We start from the raw sequence: 24,025 nt of genomic DNA, 5'->3' as shown, positions 1-24,025 counted from the left end.
TCAATGCGCTATTTGCTGATGTTGCTGTTCTGCTTGCCCCTCATGGCGAGCGCTGTCGAATTCGACGAATTCACCCAAAGCCTGCCACTGGGCCGATCGCTGCAAGTGTTCGAAGACCCGAGCGGTCAGGCGACGATTGCCGACGTCCGCGCGCAAGACGCCGCCGGCCAGTTCAAAGCCCACGACAAAGCCACGCTCAACGCCGGTTACTCGCGTTCGGCGTTCTGGCTGAAGATCGACCTGCATTACCGCCCGAGCAACCCGGCCGCCCAGCGCACCTGGCTGCTGGAACTGGCGTATCCGCCGCTTGATCACCTCGATCTGTACTTGCCTGGCGCCAACGGCGAATACCGGCTGGTGCGCCAGACCGGCGATGCCTTGCCCTTCGCCAGTCGCGAGATCCGCCAGAACAACTACCTGTTCGACCTTCCCTTCAAACCGGATCAACAGCAGACGCTGTACCTGCGACTGGCCAGCGAAGGCTCGATCCAGGCGCCGGTGACGTTGTGGTCGAGCAGCGCATACCTCGAAGACCAACCGGTGCGCCTGTATGTACTCGGCATCATTTATGGCGTGCTGCTGGGGATGCTGGTCTACAACCTGTTCATCTACTTGAGCGTGCGCGACACCAGTTACCTCTATTACATCTTCTATATCGGCTCGTTCGGCCTCTATCAATTGTCGGTCAATGGCGCGGCGGTCGAGTATTTCTGGCCGGACAACCCATGGTGGGCCAACGCCGCGACGCCGTTCTTCATCGGTTGCGCCGGGCTGTTCGGCAGCCAGTTCGCCCGCAGTTTCCTGCAGACCAAGACCCACAGCCCCTGGCTGGATCGCTTGCTGATCGGCCTGATTGCCTTCAGTGCGCTGGTGATCGGCCTGTCGCTGATGACCAGTTATGCCCTGGCCCTGCGCCTGGCGACCACACTGGCGCTGACCTTCACCGTGGTGATCTTTGCCGCCGGGATTCTTGCCTGGTGGCGCGGCCTGCGTGTGGCGCGTTACTTCATCATCGCCTGGTCGGCATTCCTGCTCGGCGGCATCGTCAATACGCTGATGGTGCTGGGCCTGCTGCCCAACGTGTTCCTGACCATGTACGCCAGCCAGATCGGCTCGGCCATCGAGGTGGCGCTGCTGTCGCTGGCGCTGGCCGACCGCATCAACGCGATGCGCGAACAACAGGCGCAGACTTTGTTCGACGCCGGGCAGAAACTCGAAGTGCTCAACCAGCAACTGGCCCACAGCAACAAGCTCAAGGATGAATTCCTCGCGACGTTGACCCACGAACTGCGCACGCCGATGAACGGCGTGATCGGTTCGCTGGAGCTGATGCAGACCGTCGACCTCGATCCCGAGCTTGAGCAATATCAACAAACCGCCGCCGGTTCTGCTCGCGACATGATGCGCATGGTCAATGGCATCCTCACGCTCACCGAATTGCAGGCCGGCAAACTCAAGGCGACGCCGGGCAGTTTCAGCCTGCGCGCAGTGGTCGAGGCGTTGCGCGTGCAGTTCGAAGGTAATGCAGCGAGCAAGTCGCTGGACTTCAAGGTCGAGGTGCTGCCGACCCTGCCGGATCGCTTGCTCGGCGACAGCGCGAAACTGGCGCAGTGCCTGGAATGCCTGCTGGACAATGCGATCAAGTTCACCCGCGTCGGCGGGCTGGCGTTGCGCGTTACCGGGCGGCCGTCGGCGGATGAGCGCATGGCGCTATCGTTCGCGGTGATCGACACCGGTATCGGTTTCACTGATCTGGGCGAGGCGACCCTGTATCAGCGTTTCTTCCAGCTCGACGGCTCGATGACTCGCGAATACGGCGGCCTGGGGGTGGGTCTGGCGATCTGTCGGCAACTGGTCGAATTGCTCGGCGGCAAACTCACCCATCGTTCCGAGCCGGGACGCGGCAGCCGCTTCCAGCTCGATGTCGAATTCGAACTGCCGGTGATCGAAGCGCCTGCGGATCAGCCGACCCGCGATTGCATTCGTGCGCCGCAGGACTGCACGGTGCTGCTGGTGGACGACAACAGCGTCAATCAACTGGTCATGCGTGGCATGTTGCTCAAGCTCGGTTTCCGCGTGCGCAGCGCTGACAACGGCGCCGCCGCGCTGGACTGCCTGCAACGGGAAAGTTTCGATGCGGTGCTGATCGATTGCCAGTTGCCCCGCCACGAAGGCGCATCGCTGTGCTGCCAGATCCATGCATTGCCGGGCTGTGCGCACTTGCCGGTATTCATGCTGGCGCTGGGTGCGGATCGCGAGCAATGCGCCCCGGGCGCGCCTATCGACTATCTGCACAAACCGGTCAAATTCGAGGATCTGCAGGCTGCATTACAGCGCCGCGTGCTCAGTTGCTGATGGGGTAAAAGCGCCGCAAAAACGGCGTCTATGACACTTTGTTCAAAAAAGCACCAGTGCTTAACTGGTGCCATTGCTGAACACGGAGCGCCGTCATGAACCTGCATCAGTTCGCCGAAACCCACGAAGTCACCAATCAGCCGCCGTCGCTGGACGGCACCAACCTGTACCGCATCGATCTGCCGTTACAGGAGTGGTCGCGGCGTTTTGGCGCCGGTTGGGCCGAGTCGCGCATCGATGCCTATGGCGCACTCGCGGGTGGGCCTTTGATGGAAGCGGGGTTTCTCGCCAACCAGAACAAACCGGTGTTTGCCAGCCATGATCGCTACGGCCATCGCATCGATCTGGTCGAGTTTCACCCGGCCTACCACGAGCTGATGCGCACCGCGATCGAACATGGCCTGACCTCGCTGCCTTGGGCACACCCACAGGACGGCGCACATGTCGCCCGCGCGTCGATGACCTACCTGCACAGCCAGGCCGAGGCCGGCAGTGGTTGCCCGCTGACTATGACCTTCGCCAGCGTGCCGGCCCTGCGCTTGCAGCCGGACCTGGTCGAACAGTGGCTGCCGAAAGTCCTCGCCACCGACTACGACCCGCGCAACGTCGGCATGGCGCACAAGGCTGGCGTGACCATCGGTATGGCGATGACCGAGAAGCAGGGCGGCACCGATGTCCGCGCCAACACCACCAAGGCTTATCCGGTCGGCGCCAGTGGTCCGGGTCAGGCCTATGAACTGGTCGGGCACAAGTGGTTCTGCTCGGCGCCGATGTGCGACGCCTTCCTGACATTGGCGCAAACCGACAAGGGCTTGAGTTGCTTCCTGCTGCCGCGCCATCGCCCGGACGACACGCGCAATCAGTTCTACATCCAGCGTCTGAAAAACAAACTCGGCAACCAGTCCAACGCCTCCAGCGAAGTGGAGTTTCGTGGCGCACTGGCATGGATGATCGGCGAAGAAGGGCGCGGCGTGCCAACCATTATCGAGATGGTCGCCATGACCCGTTTCGATTGCATGGTCGGCTCCAGCTCGCTGATGCGCCAGGCGCTGACCCAGGCCAGTCATCACTGCGCGCACCGCAAGGTCGGCGGCAAATTGCTCAGCGAGCAGCCGCTGATGCAAAACGTGCTGGCCGATCTGGCGCTGGAGAGCGAAGCGGCGCTGGCCCTGAGTCTGCGCATGGGCAAGGCGCTCGATCATCTGGATGATCGCCACGAAGCGCAATTCGCGCGGCTGGTGACGGCGGTGGGCAAATACTGGATCTGCAAACGTGCGCCAGGAATGATCAACGAAGCCGCCGAATGCATGGGCGGCGCTGGATACGTCGAGGACAGCATCCTGCCGCGCCTGTACCGCGAAGCGCCGGTGAATTCGACGTGGGAAGGGTCGGGGAATGTGCAATGTCTCGACGTGCTGCGCGCATTGTCAAAAGAACCGGGCGTGCTCGATGTGCTGTTCAGCGAACTGGGCGACGGCCATGGCGACAAGCGTCTGGCTGCGCATATTCAGCAGTTGCAGGCGCAATTCAAGGACACCAGTGAAATTCAGTATCGAGCGCGGCAACTGACTGAAGACATTGCGCTTGGGTTGCAGGCCAAGCTTCTGTTGGAGGCGGGGAATTCGGCGGTCAGTGATGCTTTCATTGCCAGCCGCCTGAGCGGTGGCGGTGGCGGTCGCGTCTACGGCGGGTTGCCGCGTGGGCTGGACGTCGAAGCCATCGTCGCGCGCTCGACTCCACAGCTTTTCTGACCCACGTCATATCCCCCCTGTGGGAGCGAGCCTGCTCGCGAAAGCGGTGTGTCAGTCGACATCTTTATTGGATGATCCACCGCATTCGCGAGCAGGCTCGCTCCCACAGAGGACATCATTGGTCTGCAGATTTAAGTGTCGCCACAACGCCACTGTTCCCGTGCGACCACGATGCAGGCAAGATGAAGCTCTGCAAGTCAGAACACAGGAAGCTGATCGTGACCGAAGCGTTTATTGTCGTTCAAACCGCCGAACAAGCCGTGGATCGTCTGGCCGAGCTGCATGAGCGGGCCACCACTGCGCTGAATTCTGCCCTCAAGCGTTACCTCAAGGACCGCGTCGAACCCGACGCCGAACAGCGTGCCCTGTTTCGTTATCCCGAACTGCGTCTGACCTACCACTGTCAGGGCGAAGTGCCGCAGACCACCCGCGCTTACGCCAAGGTGCAGTTGCCGGGCACTTACAGCGTCACCGTCACCCACCCGGCGGCGTTTCGCAAATACCTGCTCGAACAACTGACGCCGTTGATGCACGACTTCACCGTGACCGTCGAAGTCGGCGTCAGCCAGCAGAATATTCCGTATCCGTATGTGGTCGAGCAGGGCGATGAACTGGCCGGTTCCGGCGTCACTGCGGCGGTGCTGGCGCGGGTGTTCCCGAGTACCGATCTGTCCGCCGCGACCGATGGCATTGCCGACGGCCTCTACGACTGGGAAAACACCGATCCGCTGCCGCTGGCGCTGTTTGATGCGGCGCGCGTGGACTTCTCGCTGCGCCGTCTGGTGCATTACACCGGCAGCGACTGGCGCCATGTGCAGCCGTGGATTCTGCTGACCAACTACCATCGCTACGTCGATCAGTTCATCGTTCATGGTCTGGAGCAGTTGCGCCGCGACCCGCGCTTCGTGCGCATGGTCCTGCCGGGCAACGTGATCATCGAGAAGAGCATGGATCACGGCGAAGCCTCGGCGATTGCCGCCGGTGTGGTCTGGCACCGGTACCAGATGCCGGCCTATCACCTGATCGCCAGCGACGGCCACGGTGTCACGCTGGTGAACATCGGCGTCGGCCCGTCCAACGCCAAGAACATCACCGATCACCTGGCGGTGCTGCGTCCGCATTGCTGGCTGATGATCGGCCACTGCGGTGGCCTGCGTCAGTCGCAGACCATCGGCGATTACGTGCTGGCCCACGCCTACATGCGCCGCGACGGCATTCTTGATCGTGTGGTGCCGCCGAATATTCCCATTCCGGCACTGGCCGAAGTGCAGCTTGCTCTGCAGCAGGCGGCGGCGAATGTCACCGGCGAGAAGGGCGACGACCTGAAAAAACGCCTGCGCACCGGCACGGTCCTGACCTACGACGACCGCAACTGGGAACTGCGCTGGGCTCAGGAGCGGCCGCTGATCAACCTGTCCCGCGCGGTTGCGGTGGACATGGAAAGCGGCACGATTGCAGCGCAGGGTTATCGCTTGCGGGTGCCGTACGGCACGTTGCTCTGCGTTTCGGACAAGCCGCTGCACAGCGAAATCAAACTGCCGGGCTCGGCCAACGCCTTCTATGAACGCGCGGTCAGCCAGCATTTGAAAATCGGCATCGAAGCGGTGGATCTGCTGCGTACCGAACTCAACTCGCTGCACTCGCGCAAGTTGCGCAGCTTCGACGAGCCGCCATTCCGTTAACGGTTAGTCGTGGTCATTTGGCGGTCGGGGCACTAGCATTGTCAGCCCTGATCGCTAAATGTTCTGTCTCTTATGTCCCGTCCCCCGCGTCCACCTTCGCGCCGTCCCGGTGTGAAGCCGCAATCGTCCTCGCCACGCCGTGTCGCAAAAGCGCCGCCGGCCGAGCCGAAGCTGATCCTGTTCAACAAACCCTTCGATGTGCTGACGCAGTTCAGCGACGGTGAAGGGCGGGCGACGCTCAAGGATTACATCGATGTGCCGGGGATTTATCCGGCCGGACGTCTGGATCGTGACAGCGAAGGTTTGTTGCTGCTGACCAACGACGGCCAGTTGCAGGCGCGCATCGCCGATCCGAAACACAAACTGGCGAAGACCTATTGGGTGCAGGTGGAAGGCGAGCCGACGGCCGAGCAGTTGCAGCGCCTGCGCGATGGCGTCGAGCTGAATGACGGCATGACCCTGCCCGCCCAAGCGCGGCAACTGGCTGAGCCGCAGTTGTGGCCGCGCAATCCGCCGGTACGCTTTCGCGCGACCATACCGACTTCGTGGCTGGAACTGGTGATTCGCGAAGGGCGCAACCGTCAGGTGCGGCGCATGACGGCGGCGGTCGGGCTGCCGACGTTGCGTCTGGTGCGAGTCAGGATTGGCGACTGGACCCTTGAAGGGCTGGATCAGGGCCAGTGGCGGGAAGTGCCGGCGCGCTTATAAGGCGCCGGACTCGATCAGGCCGATCACCACACTCTTGATGATGAACGCGGCCACGCCCAGGCCCAGCACGAAAAACAGAATGAACGAGCCGAACCGCCCGGCCTTGGACTTCTTCGCCAGATCCCAGACGATGAAACCCATGAAAATGATCAGGATGCTGACCAGACCGGTCATCATCCACTCTTCGAACAGTGCTGGATCCATTGGCGATCTCCGGCGCGGACAGGGCTGAAAGGGCGGCGGCGAGTATACGCCATGGTCGGTGGGGTGGCATTGATCTGGGGCTGATCCGCAATTGTTGCCCTCACCCTAACCCTCTCCCGGAGGGGAGAGGGGACTGACCGAGGTGTCTGGCGTCTTACATCGACCTGAAATATCGAGTCGCTTATGGATTCACAACAGAACTTTCAGGTCGGCGTACTTCTAGAGCATCTCTAGGTCGGCTCCCTCTCCCTCCGGGAGAGGGGACTGACCGAGGTGGCTGGCGTCTTACATCGACCTGAAATATCGAGTCGCTTATGGATTCACAACAGAACTTTCAGGTCGGCGTACTTCTAGAGCATCTCTAGGTCGGCTCCCTCTCCCTCCGGGAGAGGGGACTGACCGAGGTGTCTGGCGTCTTACATCGACCTGAAATATCGAGTCGATTATGGATTCACAACAGAACTTTCAGGTCGGCGTACTTCTAGAGCATCGCTAGGTCGGCTCCCTCTCCCTCCGGGAGAGGGGACTGACCGAGGCGTCTGGCGTCTTACATCGACCTGAAATATCGAGTCGATTATGGATTCACAACAGAACTTTCAGGTCGGCGTACTTCTAGAGCATCTCTAGGTCGGCTCCCTCTCCCTCCGGGAGAGGGGACTGACCGAGGTGTCTGGCGTCTTACATCGACCTGAATATCGAGTCGATTATGGATTCACAACAGAACTTTCAGGTCGGCGTGCTTCTAGAGCATCTCTCGGTCGGCTCCCTCTCCCTCCGGGAGAGGGCTGGGGTGAGGGGCTTTTGCTTAGCTACGCAAATGAGTCAGCGGCAATTCAGTACTGTTCAAAACCTGATTCAGCACAAAACTCGACCGCACGCTGGTGACCCCCTCGATCCGCGTCAGATGCCCCAACAGCAACTTTTGATAGTGATCCATATCCGGCACCACCACTTTCAACTGGTAGTCGGCATCCACTCCGGTCACCAGACTGCATTCCAGCACTTGCGGCAACGTGCGGATTGCCGCCTCGAAATTCTCGAAGCGCTCGGGGGTGTGCCGGTCCATGCCGATCAGTACATACGCCGTCAGGCTCAAGCCGAGCATCTTGCGATCGAGCAGCGCCACCTGGCGCGAGATATAGCCATCGTCTTCCAGCTGCTTGACCCGGCGCGAGCAAGGCGAGGGCGACAGACCGATGCGTTCGGCCAGTTCCTGGTTGGAGATACGGGCGTCGCGCTGCAATTCCGCCAAAATACTCAGGTCATACCGGTCAAGTTTGCTCATCAATCTGTCCTTGGTCGTAACTATTGCGGCAGATTATCTATCCAGGGTTAAAAATTGCGCAAGCGGTGTTTAATTGAGCAATTTTCGCAATCCTGTGTCGCAGCCTCAGGCTTATTCTTAACACCAGAATCACTGCTCGGTAACACAGTCCACGCGGCCCGCCCAATCAGGCCCGCCGAGGCCGCCACCCCCACCGGGGATGTGCCGGCCCCCGAGCTGCACACTGCCCAGAAGACAGCGTGAGGTGAGCCGACGTCAAAAGCGTCGAGCCAGGACGAAGTTCTCCAGAAGGGAGGCCGACGGGTCTCCCTTTTTTCTTGCCTGCGATTTCATGTTGGCGCCTCAATAAATAAGTCGCGCGACTGATAACCTGTTGCAGAACCCGATGGGGCTGTTTCGAGTCTCAGCAACAAGCCCTGCCAACGACAGGCTCCCACAGTGAGGAAAAGCATGAATTCGCGCATCTGGCGTCTGGCCGGTGTTGGTTTGCTGTGTGTGGGGGTCAGTGCGCAAGCGCTGGCCGATGAGCCGCAGAATCGCGGGCCGGGCAACGGGCCGCAGAACGACGGGATTATCCGTGGCGACAACAGCCGTCAGTTCGAGCACAACGGCCAGCCGCATAACAATGACGGTCAATGGCAGAACCGCAACCGTGTCGATGATCGTCCAGAACCGCCTCGCCAGCCGGGCAACAACCTGCCGATCCAGCCGCGACCCGACGCCGTGCACCAGACTCAGGAGCCGCGTCAGGGTTACTACCGCGACGAGCGCCCGCAGAACGGTTACCACAATCAGCAATGGCAGACGCGGCCACGTCCCGATGACAACCGCTGGCCGGGACGGCCGAACGGTCATGGCAATGGCTGGGGGCCTGGCCCGCAATATCGTCCGGGCCATGTGATCGATCGTTTCCCGGATCGTGATTACCGCGTGCCGTATCGCGGTCAGGATTACTTCTATTCCGGTGGCTATTGGTATCGCCCGCAAGGCCCACGCTACATCGTCGTGCAGCCGCCGCGCGGGATCCGCATCCAGTATTTGCCGGATTACGCCCGTGAAGTGTGGATCGGCGGCTCGCTGCTATTCCTCGCCGCCGGCTCGTATTACGCCTATCAGGAGGCGACGCAGGATTACGTGGTGGTCGAGCCGCCGCTGCAGCAACCGCCGCAACCGCAATCTCAAGGCTATGACGTCGAAGCCTACCCGGCCAACGGCCAGTCACCGCAGCAGGTGCAGCAGGACGGTTACCAGTGCTCGCAGTACGCGGTGCAGCAAAGCGGTTTCGACCCGCGCACCGCGACCTACCAACCGGCACCCGAAGTGGTTCAGGCCTATCGCCAGGCGCAGGGCAACTGCCTGAGCAGTCGCGGTTACCAAGTCAATTACTGAGTGCGGGCGGCGAGCACCACTTCCTGTGGGTCGGCGTGCACCAGCACCTCGGCCTTCGGATATTCCTTGTGAATCGCCGCCGCCGCTTGATCGCTGATGCCATGGGCGACTGACAGGGTCAGTTCGCCCGGCAATTCCAGGTGCAATTGCACGAACCAGTGGTTGCCCGAGATCCGCGTGCGCAAGTCATGCGCACCGAGCACCCCCGGCACGCTGCACGCCAGTTCGAGCATGTGCTGGCTGACATCGGTCGGCAACTCCTCGTCCATCAACACCGAAAAACTTTCCCGGGCGATCTGGATCGCACTCCAGAAAATGTACACGGCGATCCCCAGCCCGAACCACGCGTCCAGTTGCGCAAAACCCATTCCCGCCAACACCAGCGCGATCAGGATGCTGCCGTTGAGCAGCAGGTCCGAACGGTAATGCAGGGAGTCGGCACGCACGGCGTTGGAGCCGGTCTGCTTGATCACCCGGTGCTGCAACATCAGCAGCGCCGCCGTCAGCAGCAGGGAAAACACGATCACACCGATGCTCAGCCACGGCGCGCCAAGCGGCTCTGGTTTCTGCAAGCGCTCGTAGGCCTGAAACGCGATCAACACCGCGCTGCCACCAATGAACAACGCCTGCGCCATGCCCGCCAGCGATTCGGCTTTGCCGTGGCCATAACGGTGATCGTCATCCGCCGGACGCAAGGCGTAATGCACCGCCAGCAGATTGAGCATTGAAGTGACGCCATCCAGCGCCGAGTCGGTGAGGCCGGCGAGCATGCTCACCGATCCGCTGAGCCACCAGGCAATCGCTTTGGCGACGATCAGCGTGCACGCGACCGCCACCGAGGCGCGGGTCGCCAGCCGCAGCAGGCGGGCGTGTTCGGGGCTGGAGGTCATTGAACGTCCTTATTCAAGCGGCGGGTTGCAGGCCGAACATCGCCAGTTGCTGAGTGCTGCCCTTGTGCTGGATCAGACGCGGGTCGTCGAGAGGAAAGTCTTTACCCAGTTCGCTCTCAAGAATCGCCTGCAACTTGTGATTGTCGACCTGTCCATCCGGGCCGATGGCTTGCTTGAGCTTGGCCGGATCGATCTGCGCGGTGTGGCCCGGTTCGAAATAGATCGCCCCGGTGGCGAAGTCGACGGCAAACGCGATCAGCCCGGGAATGATGTAGAACAGCAGGCCGACGGCATCGAGCACGGCAATCGCCGGGTCGATCTTGCCGTCGATCTGGCCACGGCGGTCCGGGTAGAAAATCGAGCCGCACGCCGTGAGTTGCGTGAGCAGAGTGGTGACCAGAACACCGCCGATCAGGCGAGAGGGTAAGCGCATGGAAATGTCTCCTGAGTCATCAAATAACGAAGCTTCGTCTTGTGAAGTTAAGACCCTGACGAACGTCAGACAGTTCGTCGTTATACTCGCCGCTCTGTTTGGGAGCCAGCATGATTTCTTTGCCGATCGATGATGTTTTACCCGCCCTGCGTGAAGCCCTTGCGTCACGCCACGAAGCCGTGCTCGAAGCACCGCCCGGCGCCGGTAAGACCACCCGCGTGCCCTTGGCCTTGCTCAACGAAGCCTGGCTGGCCGGGCAGACCATCGTCATGCTCGAACCACGGCGTCTGGCCGCGCGCGCAGCGGCGGAACGTTTGGCCAGCGAGCTCGGCGAGCAGGTCGGTGAAACCGTCGGCTATCGCATCCGCCTCGACAGCAAAGTCGGCCCGAAGACGCGTATCGAAGTGGTCACCGAAGGCATTCTCACCCGGCGCTTGCAGGACGACCCGGCGCTGGAGGGTGTGGGTCTGCTGATCTTCGACGAATTTCATGAACGCAGTCTCGACGCCGATCTGGCGCTGGCCCTCAGTCTGAACGGTCGCGAGCTGTTTCGCGCTGAACAGCCGCTGAAGATTCTGCTGATGTCGGCCACCCTCGAAGGCGAGCGCCTGGCGGGCTTGCTCGATGACGCGCCGATCCTGCGCAGCGAAGGCCGCATGTACGCGGTGACGATGCGCTGGGGCCGGCCGTTTCAGCCAGGCGAATACATCGATCAACGCGTTACCCAAACCGTGCTCGAAGCGCTGCACGACGAGACCGGCAGCCTGTTGGTGTTCTTGCCGGGACAGGCGGAGATCCGTCGCGTGCATCAGCAATTGGCCGACGCAATCGGCGAGCGCAAAGACGTTTTGCTGTGCCCGTTGCACGGTGAACTCGACCTCAATGCGCAACGCGCGGCAATCGATCCGGCGCCGCCCGGTCAGCGCAAAGTGGTGCTGGCAACCAACATCGCCGAGACCAGCCTGACCATCAACGGCGTGCGCGTGGTCATCGATGCCGGGCTGGCGCGGGTGCCGCGTTTCGACCCGGGCAGCGGCATGACCCGCCTTGACACTCAACGCATCTCCAAGGCCAGCGCCACCCAGCGTGCCGGCCGCGCCGGGCGATTGGAGCCGGGCGTGTGTTATCGCCTGTGGTCACAGGATCAGCACGAACAACTGGCGGCCTATGGCAGCGCGGAAATTCTCTCGGCGGATCTGGCCAGCCTCGCTTTGCAGCTGGGGCGCTGGGGCGTGACCCCGGGCGAACTGGTCTGGCTGGATGTGCCCCCGGCCGCCGCGTATGCGCAAGCGCAGGATCTGCTGCAACGCCTCGGCGCCTTGCACGGCGACACGCTGACGGCCCACGGCCAGGCGATGGCTGAATTGCCGGCGCATCCGCGCATTGCGCATTTGCTGTTGCGCGGTCAGGCATTGGGGCTGGCGGCGATGGCCTGCGATGTGGCGGCGCTGCTCGGCGAGCGCGATATCCTGCGCGGCGCTGGCGCGGATCTGCACAGCCGGTTGGTCCTGCTTTCCGGCCAAGAACGTGCCGGTCGTGGGGCGCAGGGCGGGGTGCAACGTGCCCGGCAATTGGCTCGGCAATATCGCGGCTATCTGCGCGGCAAGCCGAGCGAACCGGTAAACGATCCCGAGCATCCGCGCTGGCTCGGCGCGCTATTGGCGCTGGCCTACCCGGATCGCGTCGCCCAGCAACGGCGTGCCGGGGGGGCCGAATACCGGTTGGCCAACGGTCGCGCCGCGCTGTTCGCTGAGGCCGACAGCTTGATGAAGCATGAGTGGATCGTCATCGCCGACCTCGGCAGCCGTCAGGGCCAGCGCGAAGAACGCATCTATCTGGCGGCGGATTTCGATCCGGCGCTGTTCGATTCGGTGCTCGCCGAGCAAGTGCGCAGCGTCGACCAACTCGATTGGGATGAACGCGAAGGCGTGCTGCGTGCCGAGCGCCAGCGCAAGGTCGGCGAGCTGATTCTCAGCCGCGATCCGTTGACCGGTCTGGATGAAAACGCGCGCAGTCAGGCCCTGGTCAATCTGGTGCGACGCAAGGGTCTGGAGCTGCTGCCATGGACGCCAGAACTGCGCCAGTGGCAGGCGCGGGTGGCGCTGCTGCGTCAGCTCGATCTGAACACTCAGGACGACAGCCAATGGCCGGATGTCAGCGATGCAGCGCTGCTCAATACCCTGGAAGACTGGTTGCTGCCGTATCTGGGCAAGGTCTCGCGGCTGAGCCATTTCGCCAACCTCGACCTGTCGAGCATCGTGCGCAATCTGCTGCCGTGGCCGCTGCCACAGAAACTCGACGAGCTGGCGCCGCATCATTTGAGCGTGCCGTCGGGTTCATCGATTCGCCTGGATTACAGCGACCATCCACCGATTCTCGCGGTGCGCTTGCAGGAGCTGTTTGGTCTGGCCGATACGCCTCGGATTGCCGGCGGGAGGCAAGTGGTCAAGCTGCATCTGCTCTCGCCAGCGCGGCGGCCGGTGCAGGTCACGCAGGATCTGGCCAACTTCTGGCGCAGTACCTATGCCGAGGTGAAGAAGGATCTGAAGGGGCGTTATCCGAAGCATTATTGGCCGGACGATCCCTTGGTCGCCGAAGCCACCGCGCGGGCAAAGCCACGCGGTACCTGAACACAATGGCAGCGCGCCATTAGCCCATCCGTGCTAATTGCCCTTGGTTGTTCAGGCTCGCAAAATCGCCGCCTGAACAATATCAAGCCTTGTTGCCTGACAACTTGCGCCCAAGGAACGGAACTGCCCATGAGCTCTTTCTTCAAGTTCAAGAAGTTGATCTTCTTGTCGGCTGCGCTGCTGGCCGCCTCTGATCCGGCAATGGCCGAAGAGTCCAACCCGATTGGCGACTGGTGGATTATCTACGGCAACGGCGTGCCCCAGAAAAACATCATGTACGTCGCCGATGCCACCTCGGTCGTGCCTTCGCAGAAAACCAAAGGCGCAACCATGGTCGCAGTGACCCTGGTGTATGAAGAGCCGGGCAAACCGATGATCGACGTCTACAACCTCGAAGCCCAATGCTCTACGGGCAAGGTGCGTTTTATCAATGGCCAGTCCATCGAGCGTCTTGCCTACACCATGCGTCATCTGAAAGTTGCCAATCAATGGCAGACCCCCAAAGAGTTCTGGGTCCAGCAAGCGCTGAAGTTTGCCTGCGCCTCTGGCAGTCGCGCCAAAAACGACATGGCCGCCGTGGGCAAGATGGAATACCTGCAGATGATCGAGATGCTGCAGCAGATGTTCTTCAAGCTCGCGCCGATTCAGCAAAAGAGCCAGATGATGGACAACATCGACAGCCTGCTCGAACTGAAGAAATAAGCCGGGGCATCCAATGACTTACACACGTTTGTGGCTGGCAAACCTGGTGGCAGGATTGCTCTTGAGCGGTTGTGGCACTATCGCGCAGAGCCGCTGGGAAGGCCGCGATCTCCAGGAAGCACTGGACCTGTTCGGCACGCCTGATTCGATGAAAAAAGAAATTGGCCCAAATGGCGAACCCTTGGCCGTGCTGACCTGGTACAAGTCCGCGAGCTGGACCACCACCGAAGCGGCTGGCACTTCGATGACCCATACCGGCAACGGCATGGTGTACACCGAGCATTATCAGCAAGTTGGGCACAGTTCCGATTGCAAATTGCAGGCGAAGATCGATCAACAGAAGAAGATTGCACAGTTCCTGATCGAGGACGGGCGAATCCTGCATGGCAAGTGCCTGGGCGTCCGGTTTGTCCCCGGTTACATTCCGCCCGGCTTCTAAGGGCAGAGCGCTTATGGCGCAGCGGGTAGCAAGAAGCGCGCAATCACCGGCAAGTGGTCGGAGATGCGCAAGGTATCGTCCTGTCGCACCTGGGCTTGCAGGCGTTTGAGCTTCGGGCTGTAGAACAGATAATCCACCGTGCGATCCGGGCCGTTGAGCCCGGGGTCGTTGGGGTAATGGGTCAGCCATTTGGCCCGGTCGATGCCGCCGGCTTCATTGTTGGTCGGGATCATCGGGTACTTGTCCCACAGCAGATGCAGTTCGCTGTCGGCAGAGTAGGGCGTGCGACGCTCCACGGGCAGGCGCCGGTACTGGCCCAGCGGCAGCAGATTGAAATCGCCACCGATCAGCCAGGGCAGGCCTTGGCTTTCATATTTGTCTAGCACCTTGGCCACGGCGGCGACTTGCGCCTGCAAGTGGCCGTCCGGCTCGCTGGCGCGCTGCAGATGGGTGTTGAACACGGTCAGTTGTCCGCCATCGCTGAGCGGCAGTTTGACTGCCAGCAAAGCGTCTTTGGGCTGGAACTGGCGGCTGATGAAGTTGCTCGGGGCCACGGGCAGTTGCAGGCGTTCGGCGTGTTCGATGCGATAGCGACTCAACGTCGCCAACTGGCGGCCGACGCTGCCGTAGATATGTGGCTCGGGGACAAAATCGGCTTTCCAGTCGAAGGCGCTGCTGCTGCACGGGTACAGATCGGCGACACGTTCCTGCAACAGCTTTAGCTGATTCTGGTAATCGCTGGCCTTGGCGCCGTCGTCGAGCTCCTGCAACAGCACCACATCGGGTTGTTCGTCGCGGATCACCCGCGCCACTTCGTCGAGGCTGAAGGCCATGTCTTCGGCGGTCGGCGCTTCGTCGTCGCCCTGAGCCAGGTCATTCCAGAATACGTAGCGCTTGCCGGCGAGGAACTGCACGTTCCAGGTCATGACTTTCAGTGCTTGCCCCGGCACCAGCGTCGGCGCCGTGGTGCTGCAACGGACCGGCAGGGTTTCGCGGGCATCGGGGCGCCAGGTCAGGCTGAACAGCAGTACGCCGAACAGGACGACGGCAAGGATGACGAGAAGCAGGGTGTAGCGCAGCAGACGGGTCATGGCTCGGCTTATAGCGTTACAGGAAGTGGCCCCGAGCATACCTGACGGCAGCCGCGAAGCCCAAGCACGGCGCGGTCAGACCGCTCCGTTACGTTTGTCAGGCAATTCGCTGATCAGCATGAACAGGCGGAACAGCACCACACTGGTGAACAGTTGCAGAAAGCTGTGAGCGCTGTCGATCAGCCCGGCAATCAGCGGATTCTGCGGTTCGGGGTACACCGCCAGCGTCGCGCCCTTGAGCAACCACAACGGAGTCATTACGCAGAGAATGCACAGCAGGATGCGCCAGAAGTGCCCGCGCGTCAGGCGCAGGCTTTCCTTCATCGCCTGCAACGGCCCGAGGCCGCGCAGCACCAACAGGTATTCAGCGAAGGCGAGCATGACCATCAGCATCAGGCCCGGGAGGAAGTACAGCGACAGGCCCAGCAGAATCAGCAAGGTATTGAGCGCGGTCAGCACGGCGAAGCGTGGCCACAGGGTTGCGGCCATCGCCAGCAGGTCGCGGTTGCGCGGCGACTCGCCACGGCTGCGCGCATCGAGAAACAGGATCAGCGCGGCGGTGTACAGCGGATACACCAGCAGGCCGACGATGATGCTGACTCCGGCGAAGGTGTCCGGCCCGGTGGCGTGATCGACCGCCTGCTGCAAGAAAGCTTCGACGATCACCAGCGGCAGGCACAACTGCACGATGCTGCCCAGATGGCGTTTGAAAAAATACAAAGAGTCGCGCAGTACTTCGAGGGCATTCATCAGTCGGTATCGCAGGTCGAAAACAGTGGCTCACTTTAACCGATGCAACGCGGGGCGACACAAACGTAAACATTCGGTAAAGGTCATTGAAACGTTTTGTCACTGTCTCCATTACAGGAGAGCACCACGCCCAGAGTGGGCGCGGGCACGTTATTACCGGCAATCTACGAGGTCGCCATGAACAGCGAAGAGCAAACCCTGATCGATGGACTGTTTTCCCGGCTGCAACAGGCCGAGACGGAGGCAGCCCCGCGCGACGCCCAGGCCGAGGCGCGGATCAAGGAACACCTGACGCGCCAACCGGCGGCAGGTTATTTCATGACCCAGGCGATTCTGGTGCAAGAGGCCGCGCTGAAAAGCCTCGATGAGCAGAACAAGCAGCTGACCCAGCAAGTCCAGCGCCTGCAGGCCGAGCTGCAATCGGCCAAGGCCCAGAGCGGCGCGCCATCGGCGAGCGGCGGCGGTGGCTTCCTGTCGAGCATTTTTGGCGGCGGCAGTTCGCGTCCGGCGCCGAGCCAGAGCGCAGCGCCGTCGTCCTCCGGCGGCTGGCGTGAACCGGCACCGCAGCAGAGCTACCAGGCACCGGCGCCACAACAGAGCTTCGGCGCCGCGCCGCCCAACTATGCGCAGCAGGCAGCCCCGGCGGCGGGCAACAGCTTCCTCGGCGGCGCGCTGAAAACCGCCGCTGGCGTGGCCGGCGGTGTGATGCTGGCGCAGGGCATCAGCAGCCTGTTCCACCACAATCAGCAACCGGAAGAAATCGTCGAGGTCATCAAGGAAGAACCGGCGCAAGTCGCCGACCAGAGCAACAACGGCTGGGGCGATGATCAGCGCGTGGCGGACAACGGCTTCTCTGGCAATGACCAGGGCGGTTTCAGCGACGCCGATTACAGCAGCGACAATTCGTCGTTCTTCGATGACGACGACTCCTTTGTCTGACATAGCCTCTGAAGGCTGACATGCACCCTGTGGCGAGGGGATTCATCCCCGCTGGGCTGCGCAGCAGCCCCCGCTTTTCCTGGTTAAAGCGAGGACTGCTGCGCAGCCCAGCGGGGCGGTGCGACGTTTCGCTAAATCCCCTCACCACAACACCGTTTGTCAGGGACATCTCGGCGCCAGCCGGTGATTATTCGCTGAATCTTTCTCTTGGCTGGCATACTGAGCGCCTTTTTCAGGCCTGATCGCCTGACCCCGCTTCGTGCGCTTGCGCGCCCACAGGAACTCCGGTGAAAAAAATCGCAGTGTTCGCCGATGTGCAGAACCTCTACTACACCGTGCGTCAGGCCTATGGTTGCCACTTCAACTACGCCGCATTGTGGGCGGACATCAGCAAGAACGGGCAGATCGTCGAGGCCTACGCCTACGCCATCGACCGTGGCGACAGCAAGCAGCAACAGTTTCAGCAGATCCTGCGCAACCTCGGTTTCACCGTGAAGCTCAAGCCCTACATCCAGCGCAGCGACGGCTCGGCCAAGGGCGACTGGGATGTCGGCATTACCCTGGACATCATGGACGCCGCCGACCACGTCGACGAAGTGGTGCTGGCTTCCGGTGACGGCGATTTCGACATGCTGCTCGAGCGCATCATCAACAAGCACGGCGTGCAAGCGGTGGCCTACGGCGTCCCCGGCCTGACCGCCAACTCGCTGATCCGCGCCGCCAGCCGCTACGTGCCGATCGAAGGCGCACTGTTGCTCAAGAGCTGAGCTGAACAATAGATTTGAACGGAGTACACCCCGGTTTGGAACGCATTGCAGTCATCGACTTTGAAACCACCGGCCTGTCGCCGAACAGCAGCTGCCGCGCCACGGAAATCGCCGTGGTCATGCTGGAAAACGGCCGCATCGTCGAGCGTTACCAGAGCCTGATGAACGCCGGCGTGCGCGTCCCCGCGTTCATCGAGCAACTGACCGGCATCAGCAACGCCATGCTGCGCACCGCGCCGCCGGCCGAGCGGGTGATGGAAGAGGTCAACGAATTCGTCGGCTGCACGCCGTTGCTGGCGCACAACGCCTCGTTCGACCAGAAGTTCTGGGATTTCGAACTGGGGCGGATCAAACGCACACGCCTGCAGAATTTCGCCTGTTCACTGCTGCTGGCGCGGCGCCTGATGCCGGCGGCGCCGAATCACAAGCTCGGTACGCTCACCACGTTCGCGCAGTTGCCGCACACCGGCCAGGCTCACCGGGCCATGGCCGACGCCGAGATGGCCGCCAATCTGATGGCGCATCTGGCTGAAGAGCTGCGGGGCAAACATGGAGTGCGCGAGTTGAATCACGACCTGCTGTGCAAATTGCAGAAAGTCCCTGCCGCAAAAGTCGGCGAGCATCTGCAGCGTTATCGCTGATCCCGGGTACTCCGACTGATCGTTCCCACGCTCTGCGTGGGAATGAAGCCCGGGACGCTCCGCGTCCCTTTCAAAGCCGAACGCAGAGCGTCCGTTGAGGCATTCCCACGCGGAGCGTGGGAACGATCCATGCGGTGTGTCATTCAACGCAACTGTGACTGATACACCGCTTTCGCGAGCAGGCTCGCTCCCACAAGGACCTTGTCGGTCTCAGTTGCTTTCATGCAAAAGTGTACCGGCGCGATAAACAGGTTTTGTAACTTATTTTTGCGCGGCAGCCTTTCTAGAATAAACCGTTCACCGAATCTGACTGTCGAGCTGCCCATGCCTGCATTGCGCCGTTTTTCCCTGCCGTTGATCGCTGCGTTTTTTGCGCTGTATGTGATTTGGGGATCGACCTATCTGGTGATCCGCATCGGCGTCGAGTACTGGCCGCCGCTGATGCTCGGCGGTGTGCGCTTCGTGATCGCCGGTACGTTGATGTACGCCTTTCTGCGTTGGCGCGGGGCACCGGCGCCGACCTGGGCGCAGTGGAAAGCGGCGGGGATCATCGGCATTTTGCTGCTCAGTTTTGGTAATGGCGCGGTGAGTGTGGCCGAGCACACGGGCGTGGCTTCGGGTGTGGCGGCGTTGGCGGTGGCGACGGTGCCATTGTTCACCTTGCTCTGTGGATATTTCTGGGGTGCGCGTAATACGCGTCTTGAGTGGGCCGGGGTAGCGTTGGGGATTATCGGCATCGCCATGCTCAACATGGGTTCCAACCTGCAATCGAGTCCGCTGGGCGCGGCGCTGCTGATTTTCGCGGCGGCGACCTGGGCGTTCGGTTCGGTGTGGAGCAGACATCTGCCGTTGCCGCAGGGCGCCATGGCAAGTGCGGTGGAGATGCTGGTTGGCGGTGTGGTGCTGCTGATCGGCAGCGCCGTCAGTGGTGAGCACCTGCAAGCCATGCCGCCGCTCGAGGGTTGGCTGGCGCTGGCCTATCTGATCTTCTTTGGCTCAATCATCGCCTTCAATTCCTACATGTATCTGCTCAAACACGTGCGCCCGGCGGCGGCGACCAGTTATGCCTACGTCAACCCGGCGGTGGCGGTGTTGCTCGGTGTGGTGTTTGTCGGCGAGACCATCGGCATCGAAGAAGCGCTGGCGATGCTGGTGATCATCAGCGCCGTGCTGCTGATCAGCCTGCCGCAGTGGCGTCGACCTGCGCAGCCACCCGTGGAAGAGGCGAAAGCCGTTCCGACGGAAGCGCGTACGAATTAGGGTAAACTGCGCGGCATTGCATCCCCGCGTCATTTTTTCCTACGGTACTCCCATGACTTTCGCCTCCCTTGGCCTGATCGAACCCTTGCTGCGCTCCCTCGAGACGCTCGGCTACCAGACCCCGACGCCGGTGCAGGCGCAAGCCATTCCGGCGGTGCTGGCCGGTCGTGACCTGATGGCAGCCGCCCAGACCGGCACCGGTAAAACTGCCGGTTTCGCTTTGCCGCTGTTGCAGTTGCTGACCATGGAAGGGCCGAAAGTCACCGCCAATTCGGCGCGTGCGCTGATTCTGGTGCCGACCCGCGAGCTGGCCGAGCAGGTCCACGAAGCCGTGCGCCAGTACGCGGAAAACCTGCCGTTGCGCACGTACGCGGTGTACGGCGGTGTCAGCATCAACCCGCAGATGATGAAGCTGCGCGGCGGCGTCGATGTGCTGGTCGCCACACCCGGCCGTTTGATCGACCTGTTCCGCCAGAACGCGCTGAAACTCGATCAACTGCAAACGCTGGTGCTGGATGAAGCCGATCGTATGCTCGACCTGGGCTTCTCCGAAGAACTGGCGAACATTTACCGCATGCTGCCGAAAAAACGCCAGACCCTGCTGTTTTCCGCGACCTTCTCCGATGACATCCGCCTGCTTGCCGGGCAGATGCTCAATGATCCTTTGAGCGTCGAAGTCAGCCCGCGCAACGTCGCTGCCAACACGGTCAAGCAGTGGATCGTCACCGTAGACAAGAAGCGCAAGGCTGAACTGTTCGTGCACCTGATGCGCAAGAACAAGTGGAAGCAGGTGCTGGTGTTCGCCAAAACCCGCAATGGCGTCGATGCGCTGGTGGAAAAACTTCAGGGCCTCGGTGTGAATGCTGACGGCATCCATGGCGACAAACCGCAGGCCACGCGCCAGCGCGCGCTGGACCGTTTCAAGCTCAGCGAAGTGCAGATTCTGGTCGCGACCGACGTCGCCGCCCGTGGTCTGGACATCGAAGACCTGCCGCTGGTGGTCAACTTCGATCTGCCGATCGTCGCCGAGGATTACATTCACCGCATCGGCCGCACTGGCCGCGCAGGTGCCACCGGTGAGGCGATCTCGCTGGTGTGTGCCGATGAAGTGAACATGCTCTCGGCCATCGAAATGCTGACGCGGCAGAACCTGAAGCGCCAGAACGAGCCGGATTTCGAACCCGAGCACCGCGTGCCGGACACCGATGCCAGCGGTCAGGTGATCAAGAAACCGAAAAAACCGAAGAAGCCGAAAGCGTCGGGCGGTGGCGGTGGTAAGCGCAATCTGGGCAAGTGGGTCGACAGCGGCGAGACCTCGGCACCGGAGCCATCGATCAAGCCAGTGCGCAAAGTGCCGGTGTTCAATACTGGACCGCGCAAGCGCAAGCCTTGAGATCAAAGATCAAAAGCCCCTCACCCTAACCCTCTCCCGGAGGGGAGAGGGGACTGATTGGGGGATGCTTGTGAGTTACGCCGACCTGATATATCAGATGTGAATGCATAATCGACACGATCGCTCAGGTCGATGCATGACGCCAGACACCTCGGTCGGCTCCCTCTCCTTGGGGAGAGGGCTGGGGTGAGGGGCAGGGGCGACTCAGTTCCCGCGCCGTAACCATTCCAACATCCCAAACCCCGCCGCGCGCCCGCTGGCGAAACACCCGGTCAGCAAATAGCCTCCGGTCGGCGCTTCCCAGTCGAGCATCTCGCCCGCACAAAACACCCCCGGCAGCGCCTTGAGCATCAAGCGCTCATCCATCGCTTCGAACCTTACGCCACCGGCACTGCTGATCGCTTCATCCAGCGGACGGGTTTTCACCAGTGTCAGCGGCAACGCTTTGATCGCTCGCGCCAGGAGCGCCGGATCGGCGAAGGTTTCGGCATCGGTCAGCTCGCGCAACAACGCTGCTTTAACCCCATCAATCCCCACCTGACTGTGCAGATGCTTGGCCATTGAGCGCGAGCCACGTGGTTTGCTCAGCGCCGCCTGCAATTTATCCACAGGCCGGCCGGGCAGTAGGTCGATGTGGATAACCGCTGCGCCATAGCGATTGATTTCCTCACGAATCGGCGCCGACAGCGCATAGATCAGGCTGCCTTCAATGCCGGTCGCGGTGATCACGCATTCGCCCAAGCGCGGGATGTCGTCGTTCAAACCGATGGCAATGTTTTTCAGCGGCGCGCCGGCGAATTTGCTCACCATCAGCTCGCTCCAGGCCTGCACCTCGAAGCCGCAATTGCTTGGCTGCAACGGTGCCAGATCCACGCCGCGCTGCTCCAGCGGCAACATCCACGCGCCATCCGAGCCCAGGCGCGACCAACTGCCGCCGCCGAGGGCGAGCAGGGTGGCGTCGGGGTTTACGCTGATTTCGCCTTGCGGACTGGCGATGCGCAATGTGCCGCTTGCGTTCCAACCGAGCCAGCGATGGCGTGTGTGGATAACCACGCCACTGTCGCGCAGGCGTTTGAGCCAGGCGCGCAACAGTGGCGCGGCTTTCATGTCGGTGGGGAACACGCGGCCGGAGCTGCCGATGAAGGTTTCGATCCCGAGTTCATGAATCCACTGGCACAGCGCATCGGCATCGAATGCGCGCAGCAGCGGGGAGATTTGCGGTGCGCGTTCGGCGTAGCGTGCGAGGAACGCCGGATAGGCTTCGGAGTGGGTGATGTTCATGCCGCCGACCCCGGCCAGCAAGAATTTGCGCCCGACCGAGGGCATGCCGTCGTAGAGGTCGACGCGGATTCCGGCCTGGCTCAGCACTTCGGCGGCCATCAGGCCGGCGGGGCCACCGCCGATGATGGCGACGTGGGTGTTGGCGGCGGCGGAATTCTGGGTCATGGCTGTGCACTGCGGTATGGCGGGACAAGGCGCGCATTCTAACAGCGCTGAACCCTGTGGGAGACATCATGTGGGAGCGAGCCTGCTCGCGAACGCGGTCTGTCAGTCAATTAGATGTTGTGGGTGCTAAAGCTTTCGCGAGCAGGCTCGCTCCCACCGGGGCTGCGGTGTATTTCGAGGCTGGTTAAAAAATAAACAGTGCGCTGGGCGCCTTGGGCAGCATGGCCTGCAGTCCCTTTCGCGCAGGTTATCCACAGGCAGTTCCACAGCGATTGTGGGTAACGCAGCATGTTTCAATGACAGCCGTGTGAATCCCAGACCCGTTGCGCGCTGTGATGGAGGATGCCGTGGCGGCGGGCGAGGGCGTGGCGGTCCTTGCTGTAGCCGCCGCCGATCACCCCGACCACCGGAATATCGCGGCCCAGGCAATGGCGCATCACCCGCTCATCGCGCGCGGCTACGCCCTCGTCGGTCAGATGCAGGTAACCGAGGGCATCGTCCTTGTGCACATCAACGCCGGCGTCGTAGAGCACCAGATCCGGTTGATACAGCGGCAACAGGTAATTGAGCGTGTCATCGACCACCTGCAGATAATCGGCATCGCCCATGCCTTTGGGCAGCGGAATGTCCCAGTCACTTTCGGCTTTGCGTGCGGGAAAATTCTTTTCGCAGTGCAGGGAAACAGTAATCGCCTCTGGCGTGTCGTGCAGAATCCGCGCAGTGCCGTCGCCCTGATGCACGTCGCAGTCGAAGATCAGCACGCGATTGACCCGGCCGCTCTGCAACAGGTACTGGCTGATGATCGCCAGGTCATTGAAGATGCAGAACCCGGCGGGGTAATCGTAGTGAGCGTGATGGGTGCCGCCGGCCAAGTGACAGGCCAGGCCATGTTCCAGGGCTTTCTCTGCGGCGAGGATCGAACCGCCCACCGCGCGTACGGTGCGCCGCGCCAGCGCTTCATTCCACGGCAGGCCGAGACGCCGTTGGTCTTCGCGGGACAACTCGCCGCTCATGTAGCGTTCGATATAGCTGCGGTCATGGGCGAGGGCGAGGATGTCGTTGGGGCAGATCTGCGGGCGCAGCAAGTCGGCGTCGCGGGTCAGGCCGCTGTCGACCAGGTGATCGCGCAGCAGCCGGAACTTGTCCATGGGAAAGCGGTGATCCGCGGGAAACTCGGGGCTGTAGTCTTCGTGATAGATCAACGGCAAGGGCATGGCTTGTTTCGCGCAGAACCAGGGAAAGAATGAACGATCCTACCAGCGATGTAGAC

General features: G+C 61.8%; 21 protein-coding genes. 13 read left to right on the top strand and 8 right to left on the bottom strand.

The annotated features are described in order from the left end of the window. Positions 1-3 precede the first annotated feature (3 nt). The 4 genes from AB4N41_RS05155 to AB4N41_RS05140 all read left to right on the top strand — a co-directional run bounded on the left by AB4N41_RS05155 (position 4) and on the right by AB4N41_RS05140 (position 6,496). Entirely contained in the window at positions 4-2,355 is a 2,352-nt protein-coding gene (locus tag AB4N41_RS05155) for a hybrid sensor histidine kinase/response regulator (protein WP_252876954.1), read from the top strand. 95 nt (positions 2,356-2,450) lie between these two features. Continuing rightward, a complete protein-coding gene (locus AB4N41_RS05150) occupies positions 2,451-4,106 on the top strand; it encodes an acyl-CoA dehydrogenase family protein (protein WP_252876953.1) in 1,656 nt (551 codons plus the stop codon). A 182-nt stretch (positions 4,107-4,288) separates the two neighbouring features. Next, positions 4,289-5,788 carry an AMP nucleosidase gene (gene amn, locus AB4N41_RS05145; protein ID WP_016773051.1) on the top strand — a complete coding sequence of 500 codons (1,500 nt, stop codon included), beginning with the start codon at positions 4,289-4,291 and terminating at the stop codon, positions 5,786-5,788. A 72-nt stretch (positions 5,789-5,860) separates the two neighbouring features. Continuing rightward, entirely contained in the window at positions 5,861-6,496 is a 636-nt protein-coding gene (locus AB4N41_RS05140) for a pseudouridine synthase (RefSeq protein ID WP_095181889.1), read from the top strand. Here the strand turns inward: AB4N41_RS05140 and AB4N41_RS05135 are convergent. Further along, entirely contained in the window at positions 6,491-6,700 is a 210-nt protein-coding gene (locus tag AB4N41_RS05135) for a DUF2788 domain-containing protein (protein ID WP_016773053.1), read from the bottom strand. The two genes, AB4N41_RS05140 and AB4N41_RS05135, sit on opposite strands and share 6 nt — an antisense overlap. A gap of 805 nt (positions 6,701-7,505) precedes the next feature. Next, the gene (locus tag AB4N41_RS05130) at positions 7,506-7,985 is read right to left on the bottom strand and encodes an Lrp/AsnC family transcriptional regulator (protein ID WP_007909658.1); all 480 of its coding nucleotides are present in this window, start codon (positions 7,983-7,985) and stop codon (positions 7,506-7,508) included. 450 nt (positions 7,986-8,435) lie between these two features. On the opposite strand from AB4N41_RS05130, the gene AB4N41_RS05125 reads away from it, so the two are divergent. Beyond that, positions 8,436-9,374 carry a DUF6515 family protein gene (locus AB4N41_RS05125; protein ID WP_252876952.1) on the top strand — a complete coding sequence of 313 codons (939 nt, stop codon included), beginning with the start codon at positions 8,436-8,438 and terminating at the stop codon, positions 9,372-9,374. Here AB4N41_RS05125 and AB4N41_RS05120 read toward each other — a convergent pair. Beyond that, positions 9,368-10,264, bottom strand: a complete 897-nt coding sequence (locus AB4N41_RS05120; RefSeq protein WP_056790613.1) for a cation diffusion facilitator family transporter — start codon at positions 10,262-10,264, stop codon at positions 9,368-9,370. The two genes, AB4N41_RS05125 and AB4N41_RS05120, sit on opposite strands and share 7 nt — an antisense overlap. A 13-nt stretch (positions 10,265-10,277) precedes the next feature. Next, positions 10,278-10,697, bottom strand: coding sequence for a polyribonucleotide nucleotidyltransferase (locus AB4N41_RS05115; protein WP_252876951.1), 420 nt, complete (start codon positions 10,695-10,697; stop codon positions 10,278-10,280). Between the two features lie 110 nt (positions 10,698-10,807). Here AB4N41_RS05115 and hrpB point away from each other — a divergent pair, with 110 nt between their 5' ends. The 3 genes from hrpB to AB4N41_RS05100 all read left to right on the top strand — a co-directional run bounded on the left by hrpB (position 10,808) and on the right by AB4N41_RS05100 (position 14,468). Then, on the top strand, positions 10,808-13,327 hold the full coding sequence (gene hrpB / locus AB4N41_RS05110) for an ATP-dependent helicase HrpB (RefSeq protein ID WP_252876950.1): 2,520 nt from the start codon (positions 10,808-10,810) through the stop codon (positions 13,325-13,327). A 129-nt stretch (positions 13,328-13,456) separates the two neighbouring features. Further along, positions 13,457-14,029, top strand: coding sequence for a hypothetical protein (locus AB4N41_RS05105; protein ID WP_252876949.1), 573 nt, complete (start codon positions 13,457-13,459; stop codon positions 14,027-14,029). 13 nt (positions 14,030-14,042) lie between these two features. Beyond that, on the top strand, positions 14,043-14,468 hold the full coding sequence (locus tag AB4N41_RS05100) for a hypothetical protein (protein ID WP_252876948.1): 426 nt from the start codon (positions 14,043-14,045) through the stop codon (positions 14,466-14,468). A gap of 11 nt (positions 14,469-14,479) precedes the next feature. On the opposite strand, the gene AB4N41_RS05095 is transcribed toward AB4N41_RS05100, so the two are convergent. Together AB4N41_RS05095 and AB4N41_RS05090 are read right to left on the bottom strand one after the other, a co-directional pair. Then, positions 14,480-15,559, bottom strand: a complete 1,080-nt coding sequence (locus tag AB4N41_RS05095) for an endonuclease/exonuclease/phosphatase family protein (protein WP_252876947.1) — start codon at positions 15,557-15,559, stop codon at positions 14,480-14,482. Positions 15,560-15,634: 75 nt separating this feature from the next. Further along, a complete protein-coding gene (locus AB4N41_RS05090) occupies positions 15,635-16,309 on the bottom strand; it encodes a YciC family protein (RefSeq protein ID WP_016773061.1) in 675 nt (224 codons plus the stop codon). A gap of 177 nt (positions 16,310-16,486) precedes the next feature. On the opposite strand from AB4N41_RS05090, the gene AB4N41_RS05085 reads away from it, so the two are divergent. The 5 genes from AB4N41_RS05085 (at position 16,487) to AB4N41_RS05065 (ending at position 21,309) form a co-directional block, all read left to right on the top strand. Next, a complete protein-coding gene (locus AB4N41_RS05085) occupies positions 16,487-17,248 on the top strand; it encodes a DUF2076 domain-containing protein (RefSeq protein WP_252876946.1) in 762 nt (253 codons plus the stop codon). A 287-nt stretch (positions 17,249-17,535) separates the two neighbouring features. After that, a complete protein-coding gene (locus tag AB4N41_RS05080) occupies positions 17,536-18,015 on the top strand; it encodes a LabA-like NYN domain-containing protein (RefSeq protein WP_056790604.1) in 480 nt (159 codons plus the stop codon). 35 nt (positions 18,016-18,050) lie between these two features. Next, entirely contained in the window at positions 18,051-18,656 is a 606-nt protein-coding gene (locus AB4N41_RS05075) for a 3'-5' exonuclease (protein ID WP_095181881.1), read from the top strand. A 324-nt stretch (positions 18,657-18,980) separates the two neighbouring features. After that, positions 18,981-19,916 carry a drug/metabolite exporter YedA gene (yedA, locus tag AB4N41_RS05070; protein ID WP_252876945.1) on the top strand — a complete coding sequence of 312 codons (936 nt, stop codon included), beginning with the start codon at positions 18,981-18,983 and terminating at the stop codon, positions 19,914-19,916. A 52-nt stretch (positions 19,917-19,968) separates the two neighbouring features. Then, positions 19,969-21,309 carry a DEAD/DEAH box helicase gene (locus AB4N41_RS05065; RefSeq protein ID WP_041477749.1) on the top strand — a complete coding sequence of 447 codons (1,341 nt, stop codon included), beginning with the start codon at positions 19,969-19,971 and terminating at the stop codon, positions 21,307-21,309. Positions 21,310-21,513: 204 nt separating this feature from the next. On the opposite strand, the gene AB4N41_RS05060 is transcribed toward AB4N41_RS05065, so the two are convergent. Next, entirely contained in the window at positions 21,514-22,755 is a 1,242-nt protein-coding gene (locus tag AB4N41_RS05060; RefSeq protein ID WP_252876944.1) for a TIGR03862 family flavoprotein, read from the bottom strand. A 293-nt stretch (positions 22,756-23,048) separates the two neighbouring features. After that, complete coding sequence (locus AB4N41_RS05055) at positions 23,049-23,969, bottom strand: histone deacetylase family protein (protein ID WP_252876943.1); 921 nt, start codon at positions 23,967-23,969, stop codon at positions 23,049-23,051. Positions 23,970-24,025: the final 56 nt, after the last annotated feature.

Source organism: Pseudomonas sp. S2_A10 (assembly GCF_054668465.1).
This window is presented reverse-complemented; position numbering and strand designations above follow the sequence as displayed.